Here is an 18,489-nt window from a genome sequence, read left to right on the forward strand (position 1 = left end):
GGCGAGGTACAAGATTGCTACTCCTCCTTACATCCCTTCGCCCGCCCACAAGCGGGCTTTTTTAATTGGTCTGTCAGCATTTTCGCCCCCCCTTCCCAACCAGCCTCTGAATACAGATCTCAGCACATGAGTAACTTTGGGGCGATATCGATCAAAAAAGACCTACCTTCTTTGCCACCGCGCACTAGCTTTCTCAATCGAAATCAAGACCCTATCGGTGGGGAAAACCGGATCCAAAAAAGCAAACAAAACCAAATGCAACTCATTGTTATAAAAGAATTTTTATCCGTGACTCATTAAGCTTTCTTCAGGGCTAGCCGATGGCCTCTTACCCACGAACCTAGGATCAATCGGCATGAGAAATAATCAGCCTGTCACACAGCGTGAGATTTCACTCGCGTCTGAGCAGAAACTCATATCGACTACAGATGCTCGAGGAGTAATTACTTACTGCAATGATGCCTTCGTAGAGATCAGTGGTTTTGATAGGGCTGATCTGATTGGCGCCCCACAAAACATCGTCCGTCACCCTGACGTCCCCCCTGCTGTATTTGCCCATATGTGGGGCGCTCTCAAGCAAGGCCGGCCATGGATGGGGATCGTCAAGAACCGCTCCAGAAATGGCGATCACTACTGGGTCAACGCGTACGTCACGCCGATATTTGAAGGTAGTCAGGTAGTGGGCTTTGAGTCGGTCAGAGTCAAGCCGACGGCTGATCAAATCCGGCGCGCTGAATCCTTATACAAGCGCATCACTCAGGGAGGCCCCGCCATACCTCGTCACGATACCTGGCTGCCCGTCCTGTTGAATTGCCTCCCATTCTTAGTTGTGGGGATGGCGGCGGCCATAAGCGGCGCTTTTTTCAGCGCGCCCGTGGCATTAACCGTGGCAATAGGCATGGCCGTGCCGATCGGCTTACTTTCTTCACGCTGGCAGACACAAGGTGCTCTGCGCCTGCTAGAGATGACTGAGCCCTCCACCTCTGACGCGTTGATTGCACAGATGTATAGCGATGCGCGCGGACCACAAGCCCGCCTTGAAACCGCTTTCATCAGTCAATCCGCACGCTTGAAGACCTGCCTCACACGCCTGCAAGACACTGCTGAACAACTCAGCGCGCTGGCAAAAAAATCCGACGTACTTGCCACTGACAGCTCAAAGGGCCTTGATCGCCAGCGCATCGAAACCGAGCAGGTGTCTGCCGCAATCAATCAGATGGCCGCGACCACCCAGGAGGTCGCCAGCCACGTTCAGCGTACAGCGGATGCCACTCAACTAGCTAACCAACTGACCAGTCGCGGCCGAGATGTGGCTCGAGACACCCGCGAGGCCATTGAGCGGCTTTCCGCCGTCGTCGGCGAGACAAGTCTGACAGTCGCACAGTTGGCTAAAGACAGTAACGAGATAGGGACCGTCGTTGATGTGATCAAAGGTATCGCTGATCAGACCAATTTGCTGGCACTCAATGCTGCCATCGAAGCTGCGCGCGCCGGCGACATGGGCCGAGGATTCGCGGTAGTGGCTGATGAAGTTCGCCAACTGGCGCAGCGTACCTCCCAGTCCACTACCCAGATCCATGACCTGATCACCAAGCTCCAAACATCATCCAACAACGCCGTGCAAACCATGGAGAGCGGTCATCGCCAGGCCGAAGAAGGTGTGGTTCGGGTGCTCGAGGCCGACAAGGCATTGTCGGGCATCAGTGAAGCGGTCTCCCACATCACCGATATGACTACCCAAATTGCCGCGGCCACTGAAGAACAAACTGCCGTCGCCGAGGAAATCAGCCGGAACATCACCACAATCGCTCTCCTGGCCGATCAAACCTCAGAACAGGCACACCAATCTGCCGGCTTGAACAGGGAGCTGACTAAAACCGCTTCTACACAATATTCACTGGTGGAACGATTCAATCGATAATCAGCCGCACCAGCGCAACAGAGAGCCCGGCCAAGTGTCGGGCTTTTTCGTTCTAGAGCGCGTAGACCATGCAAGTAATTGCTAATCAAGCCACGCTCAGCGGCACCCATAGCGACCGAGGTGGCCGCGCCGCCCTGGCCTCACTCGCTACCTACTTACCTTTTTGTGAGTCCACACCCCTCGAGGCCGCCTCTGGCCCGAATCGCGCCGAACTTAAACCTTAAACTGCGCAACCATAGAATTTAACTCCACTGCAAGCCGCGACAACTCTTGACTAGCAGCACTAGTCTGGTTGGCGCCAGCAGAAGTCTGCATAGACAAGTCCCGAATATTCACCAAATTTTGGTCAACCTCTCGCGCAACCTGAGCCTGCTCCTCCGACGCGCTGGCAATAACCAGATTTTTCATATTAATCGAGGTGATTGCCTCGGAAATAACTTCAAGCGCCTCATTGGCAGCCTGTGCGATTTCCAAAGTGCTATTGGCTCGCTCCTGGCTACCACTCATTGAGTCAACAGCACGACTGGCCCCGGACTGAATACTGTCAATCATGCTTTCAACTTCCGTCGTCGATTGCTGGGTACGATGGGCCAATGCCCTCACCTCATCAGCAACAACTGCAAATCCACGTCCTGCCTCGCCCGCGCGAGCGGCTTCAATTGCTGCGTTTAGTGCCAACAAGTTGGTTTGATCTGCAATAGACCGAATGACATCCAAAACCTGACTGACTTCATTGATACTTCCAGCAAGTTGGCCTATCTCTTGCGAGGTAGTAGATACCTCTCCAACAAGAAGATGAATGGACTCTAGCGCTTGATTGACCTTCGCCCGCCCCTGCTGAGTACTTTGGTCTGCTTCTCTAGAGAAGTCCGCAGTAGTAACAGCATTGCTCGCGACTTCTTCGACTGCCACAGTCATTTCATTCACTGCCGTTGCTGCCTGCTCAATCTCAGCACTCTGCTGATTGAGCCCGCGATTGGTATCCTCGGTTACAGCATGCAACTCCTCAGACGCAGATGCCAACTGATCGGAAGAATTAGAGATTCTCTCTATAGTGTCATGCAGATTAGTCTGCATTATTTTCAATGCTCTAAGCAGGTGTGCTGGCTCATCATTCCCGCTTACATGTATATCTTGGGTTAGATCTCCGCTAGAAATCCTATTTGCCACCTCTACAGCCTCAGTCAAAGGAGAGACGATACTGCGAGTCAAGAGAAATGCAACAATTACCATAAGCAGCAAAATGAAAAGCATCACCAGCACAATAGTTACAATAGCAGTAGAGTATGCCTCACTGCTAAGTTCCGCAGAGCCACGGGCATTCCCCGCATTAAATTTTATTAACTTATTCAGCTCACCCATCATAGCATCTGAGTATTCAGCTAGAGGCCCATTAGCAAGTCCAACCCCCTCGCCATGCGAAGCAGGATAAAGTGCGGCCTCCAAAATTCTCGACTGATATTCAACATATTTTTGATAGGCTAACTTAAAACTTTCAAAAAACTCAAGATCTTCTGAGCTGCGAATAGTCCCCTCGTACTCTACCAAATACTCGCTTATGTCTTTAGTGATAACTTTTACTTGCGCTACAGCTCTCTCCTTCTCAGCCTGATCAATCAGTATCACACTACGCAAGGTAAGCGCCCTAGCCCGACCCAAACTATTGCCGACATCACTTATTGCGAGTACTGCCGGCAACCAATCAACACGAATCCTTTCAGTTGCAGCGTCCATTTTTTTCGCTTGACTTAGCGCCAACAGCCCCATGACCACTACCAAGAATGCAATAATGGAAAAGCCTATAGCTGCGCGCCCACCAATTTTCAAGTCTCTAGCTTTCATATTTTTTCCTTTTATCCAACCTACCGAAGGCGTATCAAATATACCTATCGCCCAGCAGATATTTTTCTTTAACGGAAATAAATAATACTTGTTAGAAAAAACACATAAAAACTAAGTCACCAAAAATATCAGCGTACCTTTTGCGTTTGGGCATTGAAAATATTAGTGGGTGCAGCGGTTCGGCTACCGTTGTCTGGCTTGCATATCTACCCCTGAGGCACGGGCACATCATGTTGGCTGTTTTGCATCTTTATGCCTGAGGATTAGTCGGATTCGGTCCAGCCATGGCCCACCAAAAACTATGATCTCGCTCGGCCGGCCGTACAGGTGATGCAACAGGAAAGGCCCAGGGCCGAAGGTGTTTGATTCCTCGCCTGGGAGTGCCGCATCGGTGCCCAGGTAGATCCCTGCATGGTTCGGGTGAGCCGTGCGCCCGACAGCCATAACGACCATGTCGCCCCGCTGCGGCTGATCGACTCGGTAGAACCCAGCAGCCTCGTAGGCCTGCTTATAGAGACTCGGCCCGTCTGCCTGCTCCCACCAACCGTCCTCACGCTTGAAGGCTTCGAACCCCAGCCCCCACTCGCGCTGATACCAATCCGCGCAGACCTGCCAGCAGTCCCAGGCACCGTGCACGAACGGTCGACTCAGCAGTGATGTGCTGCCAGTCGGGGTGATGCTACGAAGATCCGCCTCGGGCCAGCTCAGGATGTGTCAGGGCTGCCCGGTCGCCTCGCACATGGCCAGATCGCGCGGTGACGGCCGGCTGGTAGCGTCCGGGTGGGAGTGAACGATGCCGATCACCTCGCCCAGGTCTTCCGCCCTGGCGTAGTCCTCGGGGTCGATCCGGAACTCTTCGTTTGGCTCCGTCGCGGTGTTGCGGCACGGGAAGTACTTCTGCTTGGCCCCGATGGCCAACAGCAGGCCGCAGCACTCTTTCGGGTACTGGGTCGACGCGTGCGCCTGGATGGTGCTGATGATGTGTTTGCGCATGGTCAGCTCCGGGCAATCAGGGACACTGCGGGGAATCCCCCATGGTTGAGTTCGTTGTTCTCGCCGAAGCGCAACTTGCAAGACTTCAGTCCGCCCTTGCACTGGTCCTTGCTAGGGTCATCCGTGGGATTGTCGTCGTCATCGAACATCGCGCCGCCGGTGTATTGGCAGTTCGGTCCACGGTAGCCGCCGGTCATTGCCCAATGGCAAAACGTCGTCATCTGGCGCCCTGGCAATCCGTGATTATCGATCTCGCCCGGGGAAGACAGCTCCCACTGCACGACCTCGCCGTCTTCACCGGTCTTCTGGTCGATGTACCAGATCTCCAGCGCCTCCTGGGTGGGGTCGGTCGTGGGATTACCTTCGGGGAAGTTCACTGCGTCCAGGTACTGGGCCAGCGTCTCGCGCACGGTCATCGGTCACGCCGATTACCTGACCAAGGAAATTCAGCAAGGCCAGGGACGCGGTGCACGCCTACGACCATGTGCTGGCCGGTGAGCGCCCCACCCTTCATGAGACCCGCGCATTAGGTGCATGGCTGTACGAGCAGCAGAAGTTCCCGCAGGAATACATTCAGGCGCTGATGGGGCATGCGGACGAGAAGATGACGAAGCACTATCAGGAGGGGCATGACGAAAAGAAGATCGAGTACCTGGAGGTGGGGGCCGAATTGGCGTTTTGAGTGGGGGTTTTGCAAAAGTTTTGCAAAACGCAGACAACAAAAAAGGCCCCACCTTTCGGTGGGGCCTTCTAGACCGCCCAGCAGAGCGGATTTTGTTTGGTAGGCGCGATTGGACTCGAACCAACGACCCCCACCATGTCAAGGTGGTGCTCTAACCAACTGAGCTACGTGCCTGCTGTGAGGCGGCATTCTACGGAATTACGGAGGGGTGTCAACACCTTTTTTCTACCTAACCCTATGAATACGCGAAATATTTAATTTCCCTCCCGCGAAGAACCATTTCCGGTGGCTGGTCGTGGATTTTTAACTCAGGTAGGATCGCCCCAATCGTAAAATATATTAAACAGAGGCTGCAGGATGGCGAACACCCCTTATCCAGAATCCTATTACGCCGCGTCGGCCAATGCGGCCCCGGTGCGTCCTTCGTTGCAGGATGATGTGGAAACCGACGTCTGCGTGATTGGCGCTGGCTACACCGGCCTGTCCAGTGCGTTGTTTCTGCTGGAGAACGGGTTTCGGGTGACGGTGCTGGAAGCCGCCCGCGTTGGCTTTGGCGCCTCGGGCCGCAACGGTGGACAGATCGTTAACAGCTATAGCCGCGATATCGACGTTATCGAACACAGTGTCGGCCCCAAGCAAGCGCAATTGCTTGGGCAGATGGCCTTCGAGGGGGGTCAGATCATTCGTGAGCGTATTGCCAAGTATCAGATCCAGTGCGACTTAAAGGACGGCGGGGTATTCGCAGCCATCACCGCCAAGCAGATGGGGCACCTGGAATCACAGAAGCGCCTATGGGAGCGATACGGCCATACGCAACTTGAGCTACTGGACAAGCGAGGCATCCGTGACGTCGTTGCCTGCGAACAGTATGTGGGGGGCATGCTCGACATGAGCGGCGGCCACATCCACCCGCTCAACCTGGCATTAGGTGAGGCTGCCGCCGTCGAGTCGCTGGGCGGCACTATTTATGAGCAATCCGCGGCCGTTCGTATCGAGCGTGGCGCCAACCCGGTGGTGCATACACCGCAGGGTAAAGTGCGGGCCAAGTTCATCATCGTCGCCGGCAATGCCTACCTGGGCAATCTGGTTCCAGAATTGGCCGCCAAGTCGATGCCATGCGGCACCCAAGTCATTACCACCGAACCGTTGAGCGATGAACTGGCACACAGCCTGTTGCCGCAGGATTACTGCGTCGAGGACTGCAACTACCTGCTCGACTACTACCGGCTATCGGGCGACAAGCGCCTGATCTTCGGTGGTGGCGTGGTCTACGGTGCCCGCGACCCGGCCAACATCGAGGCGATTATCCGCCCGAAGATGCTCAAGGCCTTCCCGCAACTCAAGGACGTGAAGGTCGACTACGCCTGGACCGGTAATTTCCTGCTGACCCTGTCACGCTTACCGCAAGTCGGCCGTTTGGGTGACAACATTTACTACTCCCAGGGCTGCAGCGGCCACGGCGTGACCTACACGCACCTGGCCGGCAAGGTCCTGGCCGAAGCCTTGCGCGGCCAGGCCGAGCGTTTTGATGCCTTTGCCGATTTGCCCCACTACCCCTTCCCTGGCGGCCAACTGCTGCGTACACCGTTCGCCGCGCTGGGCGCCTGGTACTACGGTCTGCGCGACAAGTTAGACTTCTAAGCCACTGCGGCCGTCGGGAAGCTAACTCGCCGACGGCAGGTTCGTCGCGTCAGGAGTAGACCGGCCAGGTCTCGACGATCTTGCCACCGCGCACTGCAATCAGATCGCCGAACTGCAACAGGACTGATTCGGTTTGGGTCGGGCGTAAAAACACCTGGTCATCCACCGCCAATCCCACCGTTGCCGAGCCGTTGACCATCTCTTGATTGGAACTGCGACCGTAGAGCCCATTGCTCTGCAAGCCGGCAGGCGATTCGAACTCCGCCATCCAGTTTCCGCCGTAGATGAAAAACGTCTCGCGTTGATTGGTATCCCACCATGAAAACAGCTTCGACTTACCGTCCAGCGCGGGAATCTGCACCGCGCCCGTGCTCTTGAGCACCGGCGTGGCAATGTACGCCGCCGGCACATGCTCAACCAGCGACGGAAGATCGTAGTGCGTCGGCTTGAGCATCGCCGTACCCACCGAAACTTCGCTGCTCAGGTGCTCCCTTTCGTGGATGCGATAACTCGGACTGCCTGCGGTATTGAGCGTCAATCCATCATGCCAAAGACTCGGAAACTGTTGCTGCGTGAAATCCACGTAACGGGTGTAAAGGCTCATGACCTTCGCGAACAGTTCATCCGCAGAGCCCAATATTCCGGGGACTCCCATCCCTACAAACGGGTCGTAGCCCATGAACCCCGCGAACTCCAAGTGCCGAGGATTGGCGCGTATCAGCTCAAGCATCTGCCCCAGCACCACCGTGTCCGCAACACCACCACGGTGCAGCCCGACATCCAGCTCGATATTCACTCGCAACCGTGTCCCCAGGCTTTGGGCCAGCGCCAGGTATTGCTGCAAATGCGCCGGCGTGTCGAGCAACCATTGCAACTGCCGCGAAGGGTCGAACGTGCCCTTATGGGTTTGATAGAACACCTCGGCCGAACGAACTGGCAGGGGTTTGCCGAGCAGGATGTCGGACTCGGGGAAGGCCAGCGCGTCATGATTGAGAAACGGCTGATGAAACGACATCAGCCGCTGTGTGCCAGCACGCTTGCAGATGTAGGCCAACAACCCTGGTGACGGCAAGGATTTCTCCACCAGCCGCAGGTGCTTGCCGCCTCGCCTGACCGATGCCATCACTGCATCAATGTTGTGATCGAGCCGATCCAGATCGATCAACAACAGCGGGCGCATCGGCCCCTGGCGTTTGAGTTCCTGATTCAATGCACGGAAATAGTCGGTATAAGGCCCGCCCTTGTCTGTAGGGCGCAACAGTGCAGCGACACCCACCAGCAACGCACCGGTCCCTAGTACCCCACCCAGGAACCTTCGACGATTGATGGCCATCAGTTGACTCCCAGAATCGACGACAAATGAGCATTCAAAAATTTACCGTTCGGGTCCAGCTCACGGCGCACTTGCTGGAACTCCTGCCAGCGCGGATACAGCGCTTGCAGGTTGCGCGCATTCAGCGTGTGCAGCTTGCCCCAGTGGGGCCGACCGGCGTACTTCCAGAAGATCGGCTCGACGGCAGCAAAGAAGTTGTGGTGATCCATCTGGTAGTGCTGGTGCACTGAAATAGAACAACTGTCGCGCCCCTCAAACATGCTCAGAGCAATGTCATCGGCCTTGACGTAACGGTACTCGATGGGAAACCAGGTACGCAGGTCCTTGTCGGTGATCAGCTTGATGATTTCACGCAAGCACGCAGGACCGTGTTCAGCCGGCACCGAGTACTCCATTTCATTGAAGCGCACCGTGCGCACGTTGGCGTAGATCTCGTAGGACTCCCCTATGCGGTCATCGAAGTTGGCAAGGTGGCGCATGTTGTTGAGCAACACGCTACGGGCTTCCGGGAAGTCGCTGACGTACTTATCAAGCTTTTCGATCAAGGTCACAAACTCGTTACCACCCTCCTCGTCGGCGCTGATCGGCGGTGTCGCCGGCTCGGTGGTTTCGTTAAGGGTCATTGACAGGGCATAGTCGGAATGAGTGACCACCAGCATTTCCCAGTGCTGGTTCTCTCGGGTGTTCTTCTCCACGTCTTCGAGTAATTCCTCTGTCTTGGCGATCCACTGATGCTCGCGCAGACGATAGGCTTCACGGTTCTGCATGCGGATTTTGCTGACAACACCCAGGGCGCCCAATGACACGCGAGCCGCATTGAACACCTCAGGGTTGTGAGTACTGTCACACTCGAGCACGTCCCCCTGCGCCGTCACCAGTTGCAAGCCCGCGACATAACCGGAGTAGGACTGAAAGCCTTTCCCCGTACCGTGAGTCGAGGTGGAAATCGCTCCAGCCAAGGTCTGGTAATCAATATCAGCCATATTGTTCAGCGCTTGCCCTACCGCCTTCAGCGCCGTGCCCATGCGCGACATCGGTGTGCCCGCGCCGAACTCCGCTTGTAGGGTTTTGGAGTCGTGACTTAACAGGCCGGTGAAATTGCTCAACGACAAAAGAGTGCCATCGGTGGGCACCAACGCACTGAATGAGTGACCTGAACCCACGGCGCGAATCTTGCCCGGCGCCTGGCCGATGACCTGTACCAACTCATCCAGGTCCTTGGGCGCCAACCGTGCTTCGGGCAAGCACGTCTGGGCCCCCGACCAGTTGCGCCAAGGTATCAGGCGCGGCGCGCGGATCAGCTCAGCCATCACCGGATTACTGCTCAATGCGCTCAACGCGCCGGCAACACCGGCCCGCTGCAACAGTTGGCGTCGTGTGAGGTGCATCGTCATCAATCCCACCCTGTCATTCTTATTGGATTTTTTGGCCAGACATAAAGCTGATCAGCGCCAGGAAGTCTTGCTCCGAACACTGCACGCACATCCCCATCGGGGGCATACCGTTGTGGCCATTGATGGTGTGATCGAGCAGCGTATCCACCCCCTGGACGATGCGCGGCTGCCAGGCCAGCACATCTCCAGTCAGCGGCGCTCCCGAAGCCGGATTGGCGTGGCACAACTTGCAACTGGTGTCGTAAGTACGCGCCAGGCCAGCATCACCCGGCATTCCGGCGGCCGCAGTCGCGCGCGCACCTGCGTTCCCCTTAGGCTCATCGCCGCAGCCGCTCAATGCACCGATCATCAGCAACATCATCCCGATCCTTACCCACATAACCTTCCTCGCTTGTACTGCGCCTGTTGTTCGACGCCTTCTTGTGATCACGACACAGACACTAAGACAGACATCGCACTAGGTTGAGGTCATTAGGGGTCATCAAAGGGACCTTTCGAGGCCACTTGCGTCGCTCGACGGTGCATGACGAGCGCCCGCCAAGGGGCAGAAGTTCAACTACGCTTGCGATAAGAAAACCAGGCACACCCCTCTGCCCTGCCCTTCCACTGACCGCTGACATAAAAAAGCCCGCCATTTAGGCGTATAACCCACGCAACCGAAGATTGATTGCAAACCGCCTGAGGGCTACGCAACCATCTGCCTTGCGCACATTCACTACGGGGTAGCCTCATGATGAACGACAGTCTTCTCAGCACTCTGTTTCCACGCGCCGACGACATCCCGCAGCTGTACCGGCCAAGCGCACCGCTCGAACAACGTGAATACCTCGTCAACGGTGAGCTGAGAACCTGGCACGGCCCCTTGGCCGTGGTCCGCAGCCCGGTTTACCTGGTCGGCGACACCGGCGATGAACAAGTCGTACTCGGCAGCACCCCGCTGCTCGATGCCCAGACGGCGCTCACGGCCCTTGACGCCGCCGTTCGCGCCTACGACCGCGGCCAGGGCAGTTGGCCGACCCTGCGCGTGGCCGAGCGAATTCAACACGTCGAAGCCTTTCTGGCCCGCATGCGCGAGCAACGTGAGGCGGTGGTCAATTTACTGATGTGGGAGATCGGCAAGAACCTCAAGGACTCGGAAAAGGAGTTCGACCGCACCTGCGACTACATCGTCGACACCATCAATGCCCTGAAAGAACTCGACCGCCGCTCCAGCCGTTTTGAACTGGAACAGGACACCCTGGGACAGATCCGCCGCGTACCATTGGGCGTTGCCTTGTGCATGGGACCCTACAACTACCCGCTGAACGAGACCTTCACCACGCTGATTCCAGCGTTGATCATGGGCAACACCGTGGTGTTCAAACCAGCCAAACTCGGCGTACTGCTCATTCGTCCGTTGTTGGAAGCTTTTCGCGACAGCTTTCCGGCCGGGGTGATCAACGTGATCTACGGCAGCGGACGCGAGACCGTCAGCGCGCTGATGGCCAGTGGCAAGATCGACATCTTTGCCTTCATCGGCACCAACAAGGCCGCCAGCGACCTGAAAAAACTGCACCCCAAGCCACACCGCCTGCGCGCCGCACTTGGGCTGGATGCCAAGAACCCCGGCATCGTACTTCCCGAAGTCGATCTGGATAACGCTGTCAGCGAAGCGCTGACCGGCTCCTTGTCCTTCAACGGTCAACGCTGCACCGCGCTGAAAATTCTCTTCGTGCATGAAGACGTCGTCGACAGTTTCATCGAGAAGTTCAACCACAAGCTCGCCGCACTCAAGCCCGGCATGCCATGGGAACCCGGTGTATCACTGACCCCCCTGCCGGAATCGGGCAAGGTCGACTACTTGCACGACCTGGTGAACGACGCAGTGAGAAAAGGCGCGAAGGTGGTGAACCCCAATGGTGGCCAGGCGCGAGGCTCGTTCTTCTACCCGGCAGTGCTGTATCCGGTGACCACCGACATGCGCATCTACCAAGAAGAGCAGTTCGGCCCCGTGGTGCCCATCGTGCCTTATCGTGATCTGGATACCGTGCTCGACTATGTGCTTGAGTCAGACTTTGGCCAGCAGTTGAGTATTTTCGGGACCAACCCCGCCGAAGTCGGGCGCCTGGTGGACAGCTTTGCCAACCAGGTGGGCCGCATCAATCTCAATGCCCAATGCCAGCGCGGCCCGGACACGTTCCCGTTCAACGGGCGCAAGAATTCGGCCGAGGGCACGCTGTCAGTGCACGACGCACTGCGAACCTTCTCGATCCGTACGCTGGTGGCCACCAAGTTCAAGGAGAGCAACAAACAATTGATCAGCGATATCATTCGCGGACGGGAGTCGAGCTTCCTGACCACCGACTACCTATTCTAAAAACCTGGATCAAGGACACCCCGACAGCCTGATGACTGCTTACCGATCTGCGTCCCAGCTCTTCAAGCGCCTGCTACGTCCTGTACTGGATCCGTACCGACGCTACCGCAACGCCCGATTGATCCACGCTGTGCGGGTGTCGCTTGGACTGCTGGCAACCATCCTGCTGACGACCGGGATCAATCTGCCCCACGGTGAATGGGCGTCGGTAACGATGTTGGTGGTGATCGGAGGCTTGCAGCACCACGGCAACATCGGCAAGAAAGCCGCCGAGCGGGCCTACGGCACGTTGATCGGAGCTGGAGTGGGTTTGCTGCTGGTGGTGCAGCAAGCCTGGCTGGGCCTGCCGTGGCTGACCTACTTCGGCATGTCCGTGGTGTGCGGCTTCTTTTCTTACCACGCGATTGGCAAGGGCGGATACACCGCGCTGCTGTCGGCAATCACCGTGTTCATCGTTGCCGGCCATGGTGACAATCCCGTGACCGACGGGCTATGGCGCACCGTGGACATTCTGATTGGCATCGTCCTGGCCCTGGCCTTTTCCTTCGCCCTGCCGCTGTACGCGGTTTACTCCTGGCGCTACAAACTCTCCGGTGCACTGCGTGATTGCGCGCGCATCTATAGCCGCATCGTCAGCGGCCAATCAGTGACCGACGACCAGTACCTGAAACTTCTGGGGCGCCTCAACGGCGTGATGGTGCAACTACGTTCGCTGATGCCTTCGGTGTCCAAGGAAGTGCGGCTATCCATGACTGAACTCGACGCCCTGCAACGCAATCTGCGGATGTGTATCAGCACCCTGGAAATCCTCGCCAACACCCGCCCCGACGTGAGTGATGTACAGGCCATGGAGCAGATGCAACGAACGTTGAACGCCGAGCACCGGGCGATTCGCAAGATGCTGATCAGTATGTCGCGCGCACTGCAATCGGGCACCACACAACGCCTGGAACGCATTAGCGAACCCCTGCAGACCGGGATGGACGCGCCGATCCACAGTGCACTGGACGGTTATCGACTGTTAACCCGGCAACTGGCGGCCAACCTCGGCGATATGCGCCAGCGCCTGCTGAAAACCGCACCACGCTGGAAGATCTGACTGTTCGTCACTGAGTCACGGCTTTTCGCACGCCGCTGCCCCAGCCTTGTTGCATGCCGGCGGCGGCCAGCAGAATTGCCCCCACGCCGACCCATTGCAGCAGTTCAAGGCGATGACCAAAGGCAAACCAGTCGACGAAAATCGCCGCAATCGGATAGACAAACGACAGCGCGCCAGTGAGTGCCGTTGGTAACTTCTGAATCGCTCCGTACAGCAGCACATACATCACACCCGTGTGGAGGACACCCAGGGTCAATAAACTGGCCCAGGCGGCGCTCCCCTGGGGCAGAGTCGACAGGCTAGCCCACGGCGCCAGCAGCAATACACCGCTGCACACCTGAATCAATGCGATCAAATGCGGTGGTGTGCCCGTCAGACGCTTGATGATCAGCGCAGCAAAGGCATACAACAGCGCAGCGCCCAATGCCAAGCCGATCCCAAGCAGATACTGACTCCCCTCCTCGCCCTGCTGGCCATGGGCACTGACAATGGCCAACATTCCAAGAAATGAAACACCCAGCCAGCCCAGCTTCTGCACCGTGATCTTTTCGCCCAGAAACAGCGCCGCCAACCCCACCAACATAAACGGCTGGACGTTGTACACCGCAGTACCGATGGCAATCGAGGCCCGCGAGTAGGACGCGAACAACAGCAGCCAGTTGCCGACAATCGCCAAGCCGCTGAGTGCTGCCAGCACGAACGTGGTGCGACTCAAGATACCGGGGCGCAGAAAGCCAAGCACCGCGCAAATCACCAGCAAGGTCGCTGCGCCAAACACACACCTCCAGAACACCACATCCAGCACCGGCTGGCCGGAAACCAGCACGAACCAGCCAATCGTTCCGGAAATAAGCATTGCGGTCGTCATTTCTACTGTGCCGCGACGAAGTGTTGTATCCATGGTCAGGCCCCTCAAGATTGGATCAAAGTATGCCAATCCCGCGTAGCGCATCTCCAGAGCAGAATGCAGGCTAAACTGCCTATCGACCTTTCTTATCAAGGTAGATTCGACAATTTGCCTAACGGAGGTTTACATGACTGATGACATCGACCAACTGTTGATCGCGGCCCTCATGGAGGACTCACGGCGCTCACTCAAGGCGCTGGCCGGTATCAGTGGACTGTCTTCCCCCAGCGTGGCCGAGCGCCTGCGTCGTCTCGAAGAGCGCGGTGTGCTCAAAGGTTATACGGTCGAAATCGACCCCAAGTGCTTCGGCTATCAACTGCAAGCCATCGTCCGTATCCGCCCGCTACCTGGCCAGTTACAACATGTCGAACGCCAGATCCTGGCGATTCCCGAGTTCACTGAATGCGATAAGGTCACAGGGGATGACTGCTTCATTGCGCGCCTGCACGTGCGCTCCATGGAACAACTGGACACACTGCTCGACCGCCTCAACAACTATGCCGAAACCAACACCGCCATCGTCAAGAAAACCCCAGTCAAGCGCCGGCTGCCACCCATGGGATAAACGCTGACAGGCACGTTGGCGCTCTCCAACGCATCCCTGCCGCAACAGTCGACGGCAAATCATCGCTTTCAAGCCGGCCCATCAAATCGCAGACAAAAAAAACCCGCCGAAGCGGGTTTTGGGTTCAACAGCTACGATCAATCGTCGCGGCTCATGATACCGAAGATCTGCAACAAGCTGATGAACAGGTTGTAGATCGATACATACAGGCTGATGGTCGCCATGATGTAGTTGCGCTCGCCGCCCTGAATGATGGCGCTGGTCTGGAACAGAATGCAGACCGAAGAAAACAGCACGAAACCTGCGCTGATCGCCAGTTGCAGCCCGCTGATCTGAAAGAAGAAACTCGCCAGCGTTGCACCCAGCAGAACGAAGAAACCGGCAGTGATGAAGCCACCCAGGAAACTCATGTCCTTGCGGGTGATCAGCACGTAGGCCGACAGGCCACCGAATACCAGTGCTGTCATGGCAAAGGCAGAACTGACGACTTCAGCACCACCCTGCATGCCCAGGTAGCGGTTGAGGATCGGGCCGAGCAGAAAACCCATGAAACCGGTCAGGGCAAAGGCCGACACCAAGCCCCAGGCCGAATCACGGAGTTTGTTGGTGAGGAAGAACAGACCATAGAAGCCGATCAGCACGACGAAAATGTTGGGGTAGCCAACACGCATCTGCTGAGCGACGAACGCCATCACACCGCTGAAAGCCAGCGTAAGGGCGAGCAAGCCGTAAGTGTTGCGCAGGACGCGGCTAACCTCTAGCTGCTCAGCCTGCACGCTGTTATTAACTGCGTAATCCTGTTCGCGCATGGCGACACTCCTGTAGGTTTGAAACGTTCAGTCGCAAAGATCATAACAGACGCTCTGTAACAAGCCATGCAGAGAGTTTGACAGTGTGTTTCATTCAGGTATTATGGCGCCCGCAACGCAATAGGAGGTGTGGCCGAGTGGTTTAAGGCAACGGTCTTGAAAACCGTCGACTGTAACAGGTCCATGAGTTCGAATCCCATCGCCTCCGCCATATTTGTACCGCCAAAGCCCTGATTAGTCAGGGCTTTGTCGTTTCTGGGGTTTGGCTTTTTTGTCACCTCTGCGCGGATCGTTTCCGCATCTTTTCGGCTATTTCCGCAACTACACCTCAGAATTACCTGAGAAAACGACTTTCCAGCCCCCGGCGTCCTGCCGACCGAACACAATCCCCACCAATCCCCCACTGCTAAGCTGAAAGCACAGCACGAGGATTCGATCATGTGCGGACGACTTTCGCAGTACCGCGGTATCCACGACTTCGTGGCAGCGCTAAGCATGCCCAATGCCCTGGCCAACTCAGTCGGTAACCAACCGCTGGATCGGTATAACGTCGCACCGACTATGCAAGTCGCCCTGCTTCACCAGGAGGGTGACGTCCTCCACGCCGACCTGGTGCGCTGGGGATGGCGCCCGCACTGGTCGAAGGACCACACAACACCGATCAATGCGCGGGTTGAGAAGGTCGCGCACGGGCCGTACTTCCGCACAACCTGGCCACACCGCGCCATAACGCCGATCGACAACTGGTTCGAGTGGGTTTATGAGGGTGGACCGAAGAAGCAGCCCTACCTGATCCGCCGCAAGGATCGGGCGCCGATACTGTGCGCCGCGATTGGTCAGTACCCAAGATACGAGCATGAACCGGACGAGCACGACGGCTTCGTGATCATCACCGCCGACAGCGCCGGCGGCATGGCCGACATTCACGACCGCCGACCAGTGGTCTTGGCGCCGGATCTGGCCCGGGAATGGCTGGACCCGGCCACACCCAAGGAGCGCGCCGAGCAGATGGCGCTGCACCAAGGCGAGCCAACGGAAGCCTTTGAGTGGTTCAAAATCGACATAGCCATTGGCAATGTGAAGAATCACAGCCCGGACCTCATTAAGCCGACCAGGGAAATCATGGGCGGTGACTACAAGGGAAATCCCTAACGGACTGTTTCAGTCGACCACTACTAGGAACTCATCAAGCTGAAACTCGCGGTGCTGATGGTGCCCGAGCAAGGGATGGCAGGCAGCTATCGACCCAGGCTGTGTGAAAACGCAAACACCGTTTTGAAGTCCGCGTTGCTACGTAAAATCTGTCAGCGTTCGGTTAGTTAACAGACCTTGATTTTGTGTGAGAGCGCGATTTTCGTTGCGATCCCGGCGGCCTGACGCGCTAAAAAACGCTTTCACACAGCCTGGACCCCAAGCGGTCATCCCGTGCACGCGACTATCCCTGTGCTTACTTGAGCCCTTTCAAGCGCGCATTCGCCCTTTGCACCGCGGCCATTTTTTCAGGCCGCTTCATGCGCTTCCACGTTCTGATGTCTTCCTTGCTCCGCCCACAACTGACACACAGATCACCCCTCAGTTGGCACACCGAGATGCAGGGATTTCCGATTTCTTTAGCCATCGTCAGTAACCTTTCGCCAGACGTTTCTGCCAATCGCCACTATGAATGCGCTGGCATTCTTCCTCAGAGTCAAAGCGGACATTGCGATCTAAAAGGCTCAGATCGATGTAGGCTTCATTCAACGCGATGGCTGTCAGCTCAAAGATGCGAGCCTTCGCATCAACCTGGGCGAGCTTTCTGTCAGCCAGGGTTTCGAACACCCAGATCACCTTCAGGGTTTCAGCCAACGTGTTCAGGTCAACAGTGTGGGTGAGCCAGGTAAAGCCTTTGATTTCACCTTTTGCTGTTTCGCACGCTTCGGTCAGCATGGTTATCAAGCGGCGTTCGATCCGCGCCAGTTCACGTTTCCCTGGAGGCATCGCAGGTTCCTTTGGAGATAATGGAGGGGAGGCGCTGAATCAGGCCGGTCGAAATTCGACCGTCAGATGGCTGACTTCGTGAACCGGCTTGAGACGTTCACGAATGCTGTCGGCGTTCGCACTGGACTCACCAAGCACACTGACGATGGCAGCATGGGCTTGCGGTCCAACCCGCCAGACGTGCAAGTCTGTGATGGTGGCATCCCCCGGTTTCTCAACCAGTTCTCGGATTTCCTCGGCAACGTGCGCGTCTGTTTGATCCAACAATACACCTGCGGTAACCCCCATCAAGGTCCACGCCCAGCGCGCGATAACGATGGCGCCGACGATGCCCATGAGCGGGTCCAGCCATACCCAACCCAGATACCGACCGGCGAGCAGCGCTGCGATGGCCAGAACCGAAGTCAGCGCGTCTGCGATAACGTGGACATAGGCCGATTTCAGGTTGTTGTCGTTCCCGTGATGAGCATGGGTATGGCCATGATCATCATGATCGTGCCCATGACTGTGTCCGTGGCCCAGCAGCAGGGCACTGACGATGTTGACGATCAAACCTGCAATAGCGATGAGCGTAGCGGTGCCGAACTGAACTTCCGTTGGCTGCAAGAGGCGCATGACGGACTCAACGCCAATTCCCAAGGAAACCATACCGAGAATCAGCGCCGAAGCGAACCCGCCCAAGTCTCCAACCTTTCCGGTACCGAAACTGTAGCGCTGGCTGGAAGCGTGGCGTTTAGCGTATCCGTAAGCAGCCGCCGCGATGCCCAATGCGCCGGCATGAGTTGCCATGTGAAAACCATCGGCCAATAACGCCATCGAACCCGTGATATACCCGGCGGTAATTTCGCCGACCATCATCACAGCAGTTAGCGCCACTACCCAAAGCGTACGCTTGGCATTTTCGTCGTGCGCTGAGCCAAGGAACACGTGGTCGTGCGTGTAGTTTATGTTCGTGCTGTTCATGGGTGTG

The 18,489-nt window shown here is 56.8% G+C and carries 16 protein-coding genes, 2 tRNA genes and 2 pseudogenes; 8 read left to right on the top strand and 12 right to left on the bottom strand.

Going from position 1 to position 18,489, the window contains the following annotated elements; genetic code table 11:
- Nucleotides 1-355 precede the first annotated feature (355 nt).
- Nucleotides 356-1,921, top strand: coding sequence for a methyl-accepting chemotaxis protein (locus tag BMW74_RS05090; protein ID WP_093414505.1), 1,566 nt, complete (start codon nt 356-358; stop codon nt 1,919-1,921).
- 213 nt (nt 1,922-2,134) lie between these two features.
- Here BMW74_RS05090 and BMW74_RS05095 read toward each other — a convergent pair whose 3' ends face one another.
- The 3 genes and pseudogenes from BMW74_RS05095 to BMW74_RS05105 form a co-directional block, all read right to left on the bottom strand.
- On the bottom strand, nt 2,135-3,763 hold the full coding sequence (locus tag BMW74_RS05095) for a methyl-accepting chemotaxis protein (protein WP_093414507.1): 1,629 nt from the start codon (nt 3,761-3,763) through the stop codon (nt 2,135-2,137).
- Between the two features lie 228 nt (nt 3,764-3,991).
- Nucleotides 3,992-4,756, bottom strand: a pseudogene (locus BMW74_RS05100) (C40 family peptidase).
- A 2-nt stretch (nt 4,757-4,758) separates the two neighbouring features.
- Nucleotides 4,759-5,172 (bottom strand): annotated as a pseudogene (locus tag BMW74_RS05105) (phage minor tail protein L); the annotation flags it as partial.
- A 50-nt stretch (nt 5,173-5,222) separates the two neighbouring features.
- On the opposite strand from BMW74_RS05105, the gene BMW74_RS05110 reads away from it, so the two are divergent.
- Entirely contained in the window at nt 5,223-5,438 is a 216-nt protein-coding gene (locus BMW74_RS05110; RefSeq protein ID WP_093414509.1) for a tyrosine-type recombinase/integrase, read from the top strand.
- A 97-nt stretch (nt 5,439-5,535) separates the two neighbouring features.
- Here the strand turns inward: BMW74_RS05110 and BMW74_RS05115 are convergent.
- Nucleotides 5,536-5,612, bottom strand: a tRNA-Val gene (locus BMW74_RS05115).
- A gap of 183 nt (nt 5,613-5,795) precedes the next feature.
- Here BMW74_RS05115 and BMW74_RS05120 point away from each other — a divergent pair.
- Nucleotides 5,796-7,079 (top strand): NAD(P)/FAD-dependent oxidoreductase, encoded by a 1,284-nt coding sequence (locus BMW74_RS05120; RefSeq protein WP_093414512.1) that lies wholly within the window; start codon nt 5,796-5,798, stop codon nt 7,077-7,079.
- A 49-nt stretch (nt 7,080-7,128) separates the two neighbouring features.
- Here the strand turns inward: BMW74_RS05120 and BMW74_RS05125 are convergent, their stop codons facing one another.
- The 3 genes from BMW74_RS05125 to BMW74_RS05135 form a co-directional block, all read right to left on the bottom strand.
- The gene (locus BMW74_RS05125) at nt 7,129-8,337 is read right to left on the bottom strand and encodes a DSD1 family PLP-dependent enzyme (protein ID WP_175479158.1); all 1,209 of its coding nucleotides are present in this window, start codon (nt 8,335-8,337) and stop codon (nt 7,129-7,131) included.
- A 74-nt stretch (nt 8,338-8,411) separates the two neighbouring features.
- Nucleotides 8,412-9,806, bottom strand: coding sequence for a D-arabinono-1,4-lactone oxidase (locus BMW74_RS05130; RefSeq protein ID WP_093414517.1), 1,395 nt, complete (start codon nt 9,804-9,806; stop codon nt 8,412-8,414).
- A 19-nt stretch (nt 9,807-9,825) separates the two neighbouring features.
- Nucleotides 9,826-10,164: a c-type cytochrome gene (locus BMW74_RS05135; protein WP_371911735.1), complete on the bottom strand. Its 339-nt coding sequence runs from the start codon at nt 10,162-10,164 to the stop codon at nt 9,826-9,828.
- 375 nt (nt 10,165-10,539) lie between these two features.
- On the opposite strand from BMW74_RS05135, the gene BMW74_RS05140 reads away from it, so the two are divergent.
- Nucleotides 10,540-12,162, top strand: coding sequence for an NADP-dependent glyceraldehyde-3-phosphate dehydrogenase (locus BMW74_RS05140; protein ID WP_371911736.1), 1,623 nt, complete (start codon nt 10,540-10,542; stop codon nt 12,160-12,162).
- A gap of 31 nt (nt 12,163-12,193) precedes the next feature.
- Nucleotides 12,194-13,261 carry an FUSC family protein gene (locus BMW74_RS05145; protein ID WP_093414523.1) on the top strand — a complete coding sequence of 356 codons (1,068 nt, stop codon included), beginning with the start codon at nt 12,194-12,196 and terminating at the stop codon, nt 13,259-13,261.
- Between the two features lie 7 nt (nt 13,262-13,268).
- On the opposite strand, the gene BMW74_RS05150 is transcribed toward BMW74_RS05145, so the two are convergent.
- Complete coding sequence (locus BMW74_RS05150) at nt 13,269-14,162, bottom strand: DMT family transporter (protein ID WP_093414525.1); 894 nt, start codon at nt 14,160-14,162, stop codon at nt 13,269-13,271.
- Between the two features lie 133 nt (nt 14,163-14,295).
- Between BMW74_RS05150 and BMW74_RS05155 the strand changes: the two genes are divergently transcribed.
- Complete coding sequence (locus BMW74_RS05155) at nt 14,296-14,733, top strand: Lrp/AsnC family transcriptional regulator (RefSeq protein WP_093414528.1); 438 nt, start codon at nt 14,296-14,298, stop codon at nt 14,731-14,733.
- Nucleotides 14,734-14,870: 137 nt separating this feature from the next.
- Here the strand turns inward: BMW74_RS05155 and BMW74_RS05160 are convergent, their stop codons facing one another.
- A complete protein-coding gene (locus BMW74_RS05160; protein WP_093414531.1) occupies nt 14,871-15,542 on the bottom strand; it encodes a Bax inhibitor-1/YccA family protein in 672 nt (223 codons plus the stop codon).
- A gap of 123 nt (nt 15,543-15,665) precedes the next feature.
- On the opposite strand from BMW74_RS05160, the gene BMW74_RS05165 reads away from it, so the two are divergent.
- Both BMW74_RS05165 and BMW74_RS05170 read left to right on the top strand, forming a co-directional pair.
- Nucleotides 15,666-15,753 (top strand) — tRNA-Ser (locus BMW74_RS05165).
- A gap of 227 nt (nt 15,754-15,980) precedes the next feature.
- Complete coding sequence (locus tag BMW74_RS05170; RefSeq protein WP_093414534.1) at nt 15,981-16,694, top strand: SOS response-associated peptidase family protein; 714 nt, start codon at nt 15,981-15,983, stop codon at nt 16,692-16,694.
- 295 nt (nt 16,695-16,989) lie between these two features.
- Here the strand turns inward: BMW74_RS05170 and BMW74_RS05175 are convergent, their stop codons facing one another.
- From BMW74_RS05175 to dmeF, 3 genes are read right to left on the bottom strand one after another with little or no spacing between them, the layout of a single operon-like run.
- The gene (locus tag BMW74_RS05175) at nt 16,990-17,160 is read right to left on the bottom strand and encodes a DUF1289 domain-containing protein (protein WP_093414537.1); all 171 of its coding nucleotides are present in this window, start codon (nt 17,158-17,160) and stop codon (nt 16,990-16,992) included.
- 2 nt (nt 17,161-17,162) lie between these two features.
- On the bottom strand, nt 17,163-17,519 hold the full coding sequence (locus BMW74_RS05180; protein WP_093414540.1) for a hypothetical protein: 357 nt from the start codon (nt 17,517-17,519) through the stop codon (nt 17,163-17,165).
- A 39-nt stretch (nt 17,520-17,558) separates the two neighbouring features.
- Nucleotides 17,559-18,482 carry a CDF family Co(II)/Ni(II) efflux transporter DmeF gene (gene dmeF / locus BMW74_RS05185; RefSeq protein ID WP_093414543.1) on the bottom strand — a complete coding sequence of 308 codons (924 nt, stop codon included), beginning with the start codon at nt 18,480-18,482 and terminating at the stop codon, nt 17,559-17,561.
- Nucleotides 18,483-18,489 lie beyond the last annotated feature (7 nt).

It is taken from the genome of Pseudomonas sp. ok272 (assembly GCF_900109995.1).
Lineage (GTDB): Bacteria > Pseudomonadota > Gammaproteobacteria > Pseudomonadales > Pseudomonadaceae > Aquipseudomonas.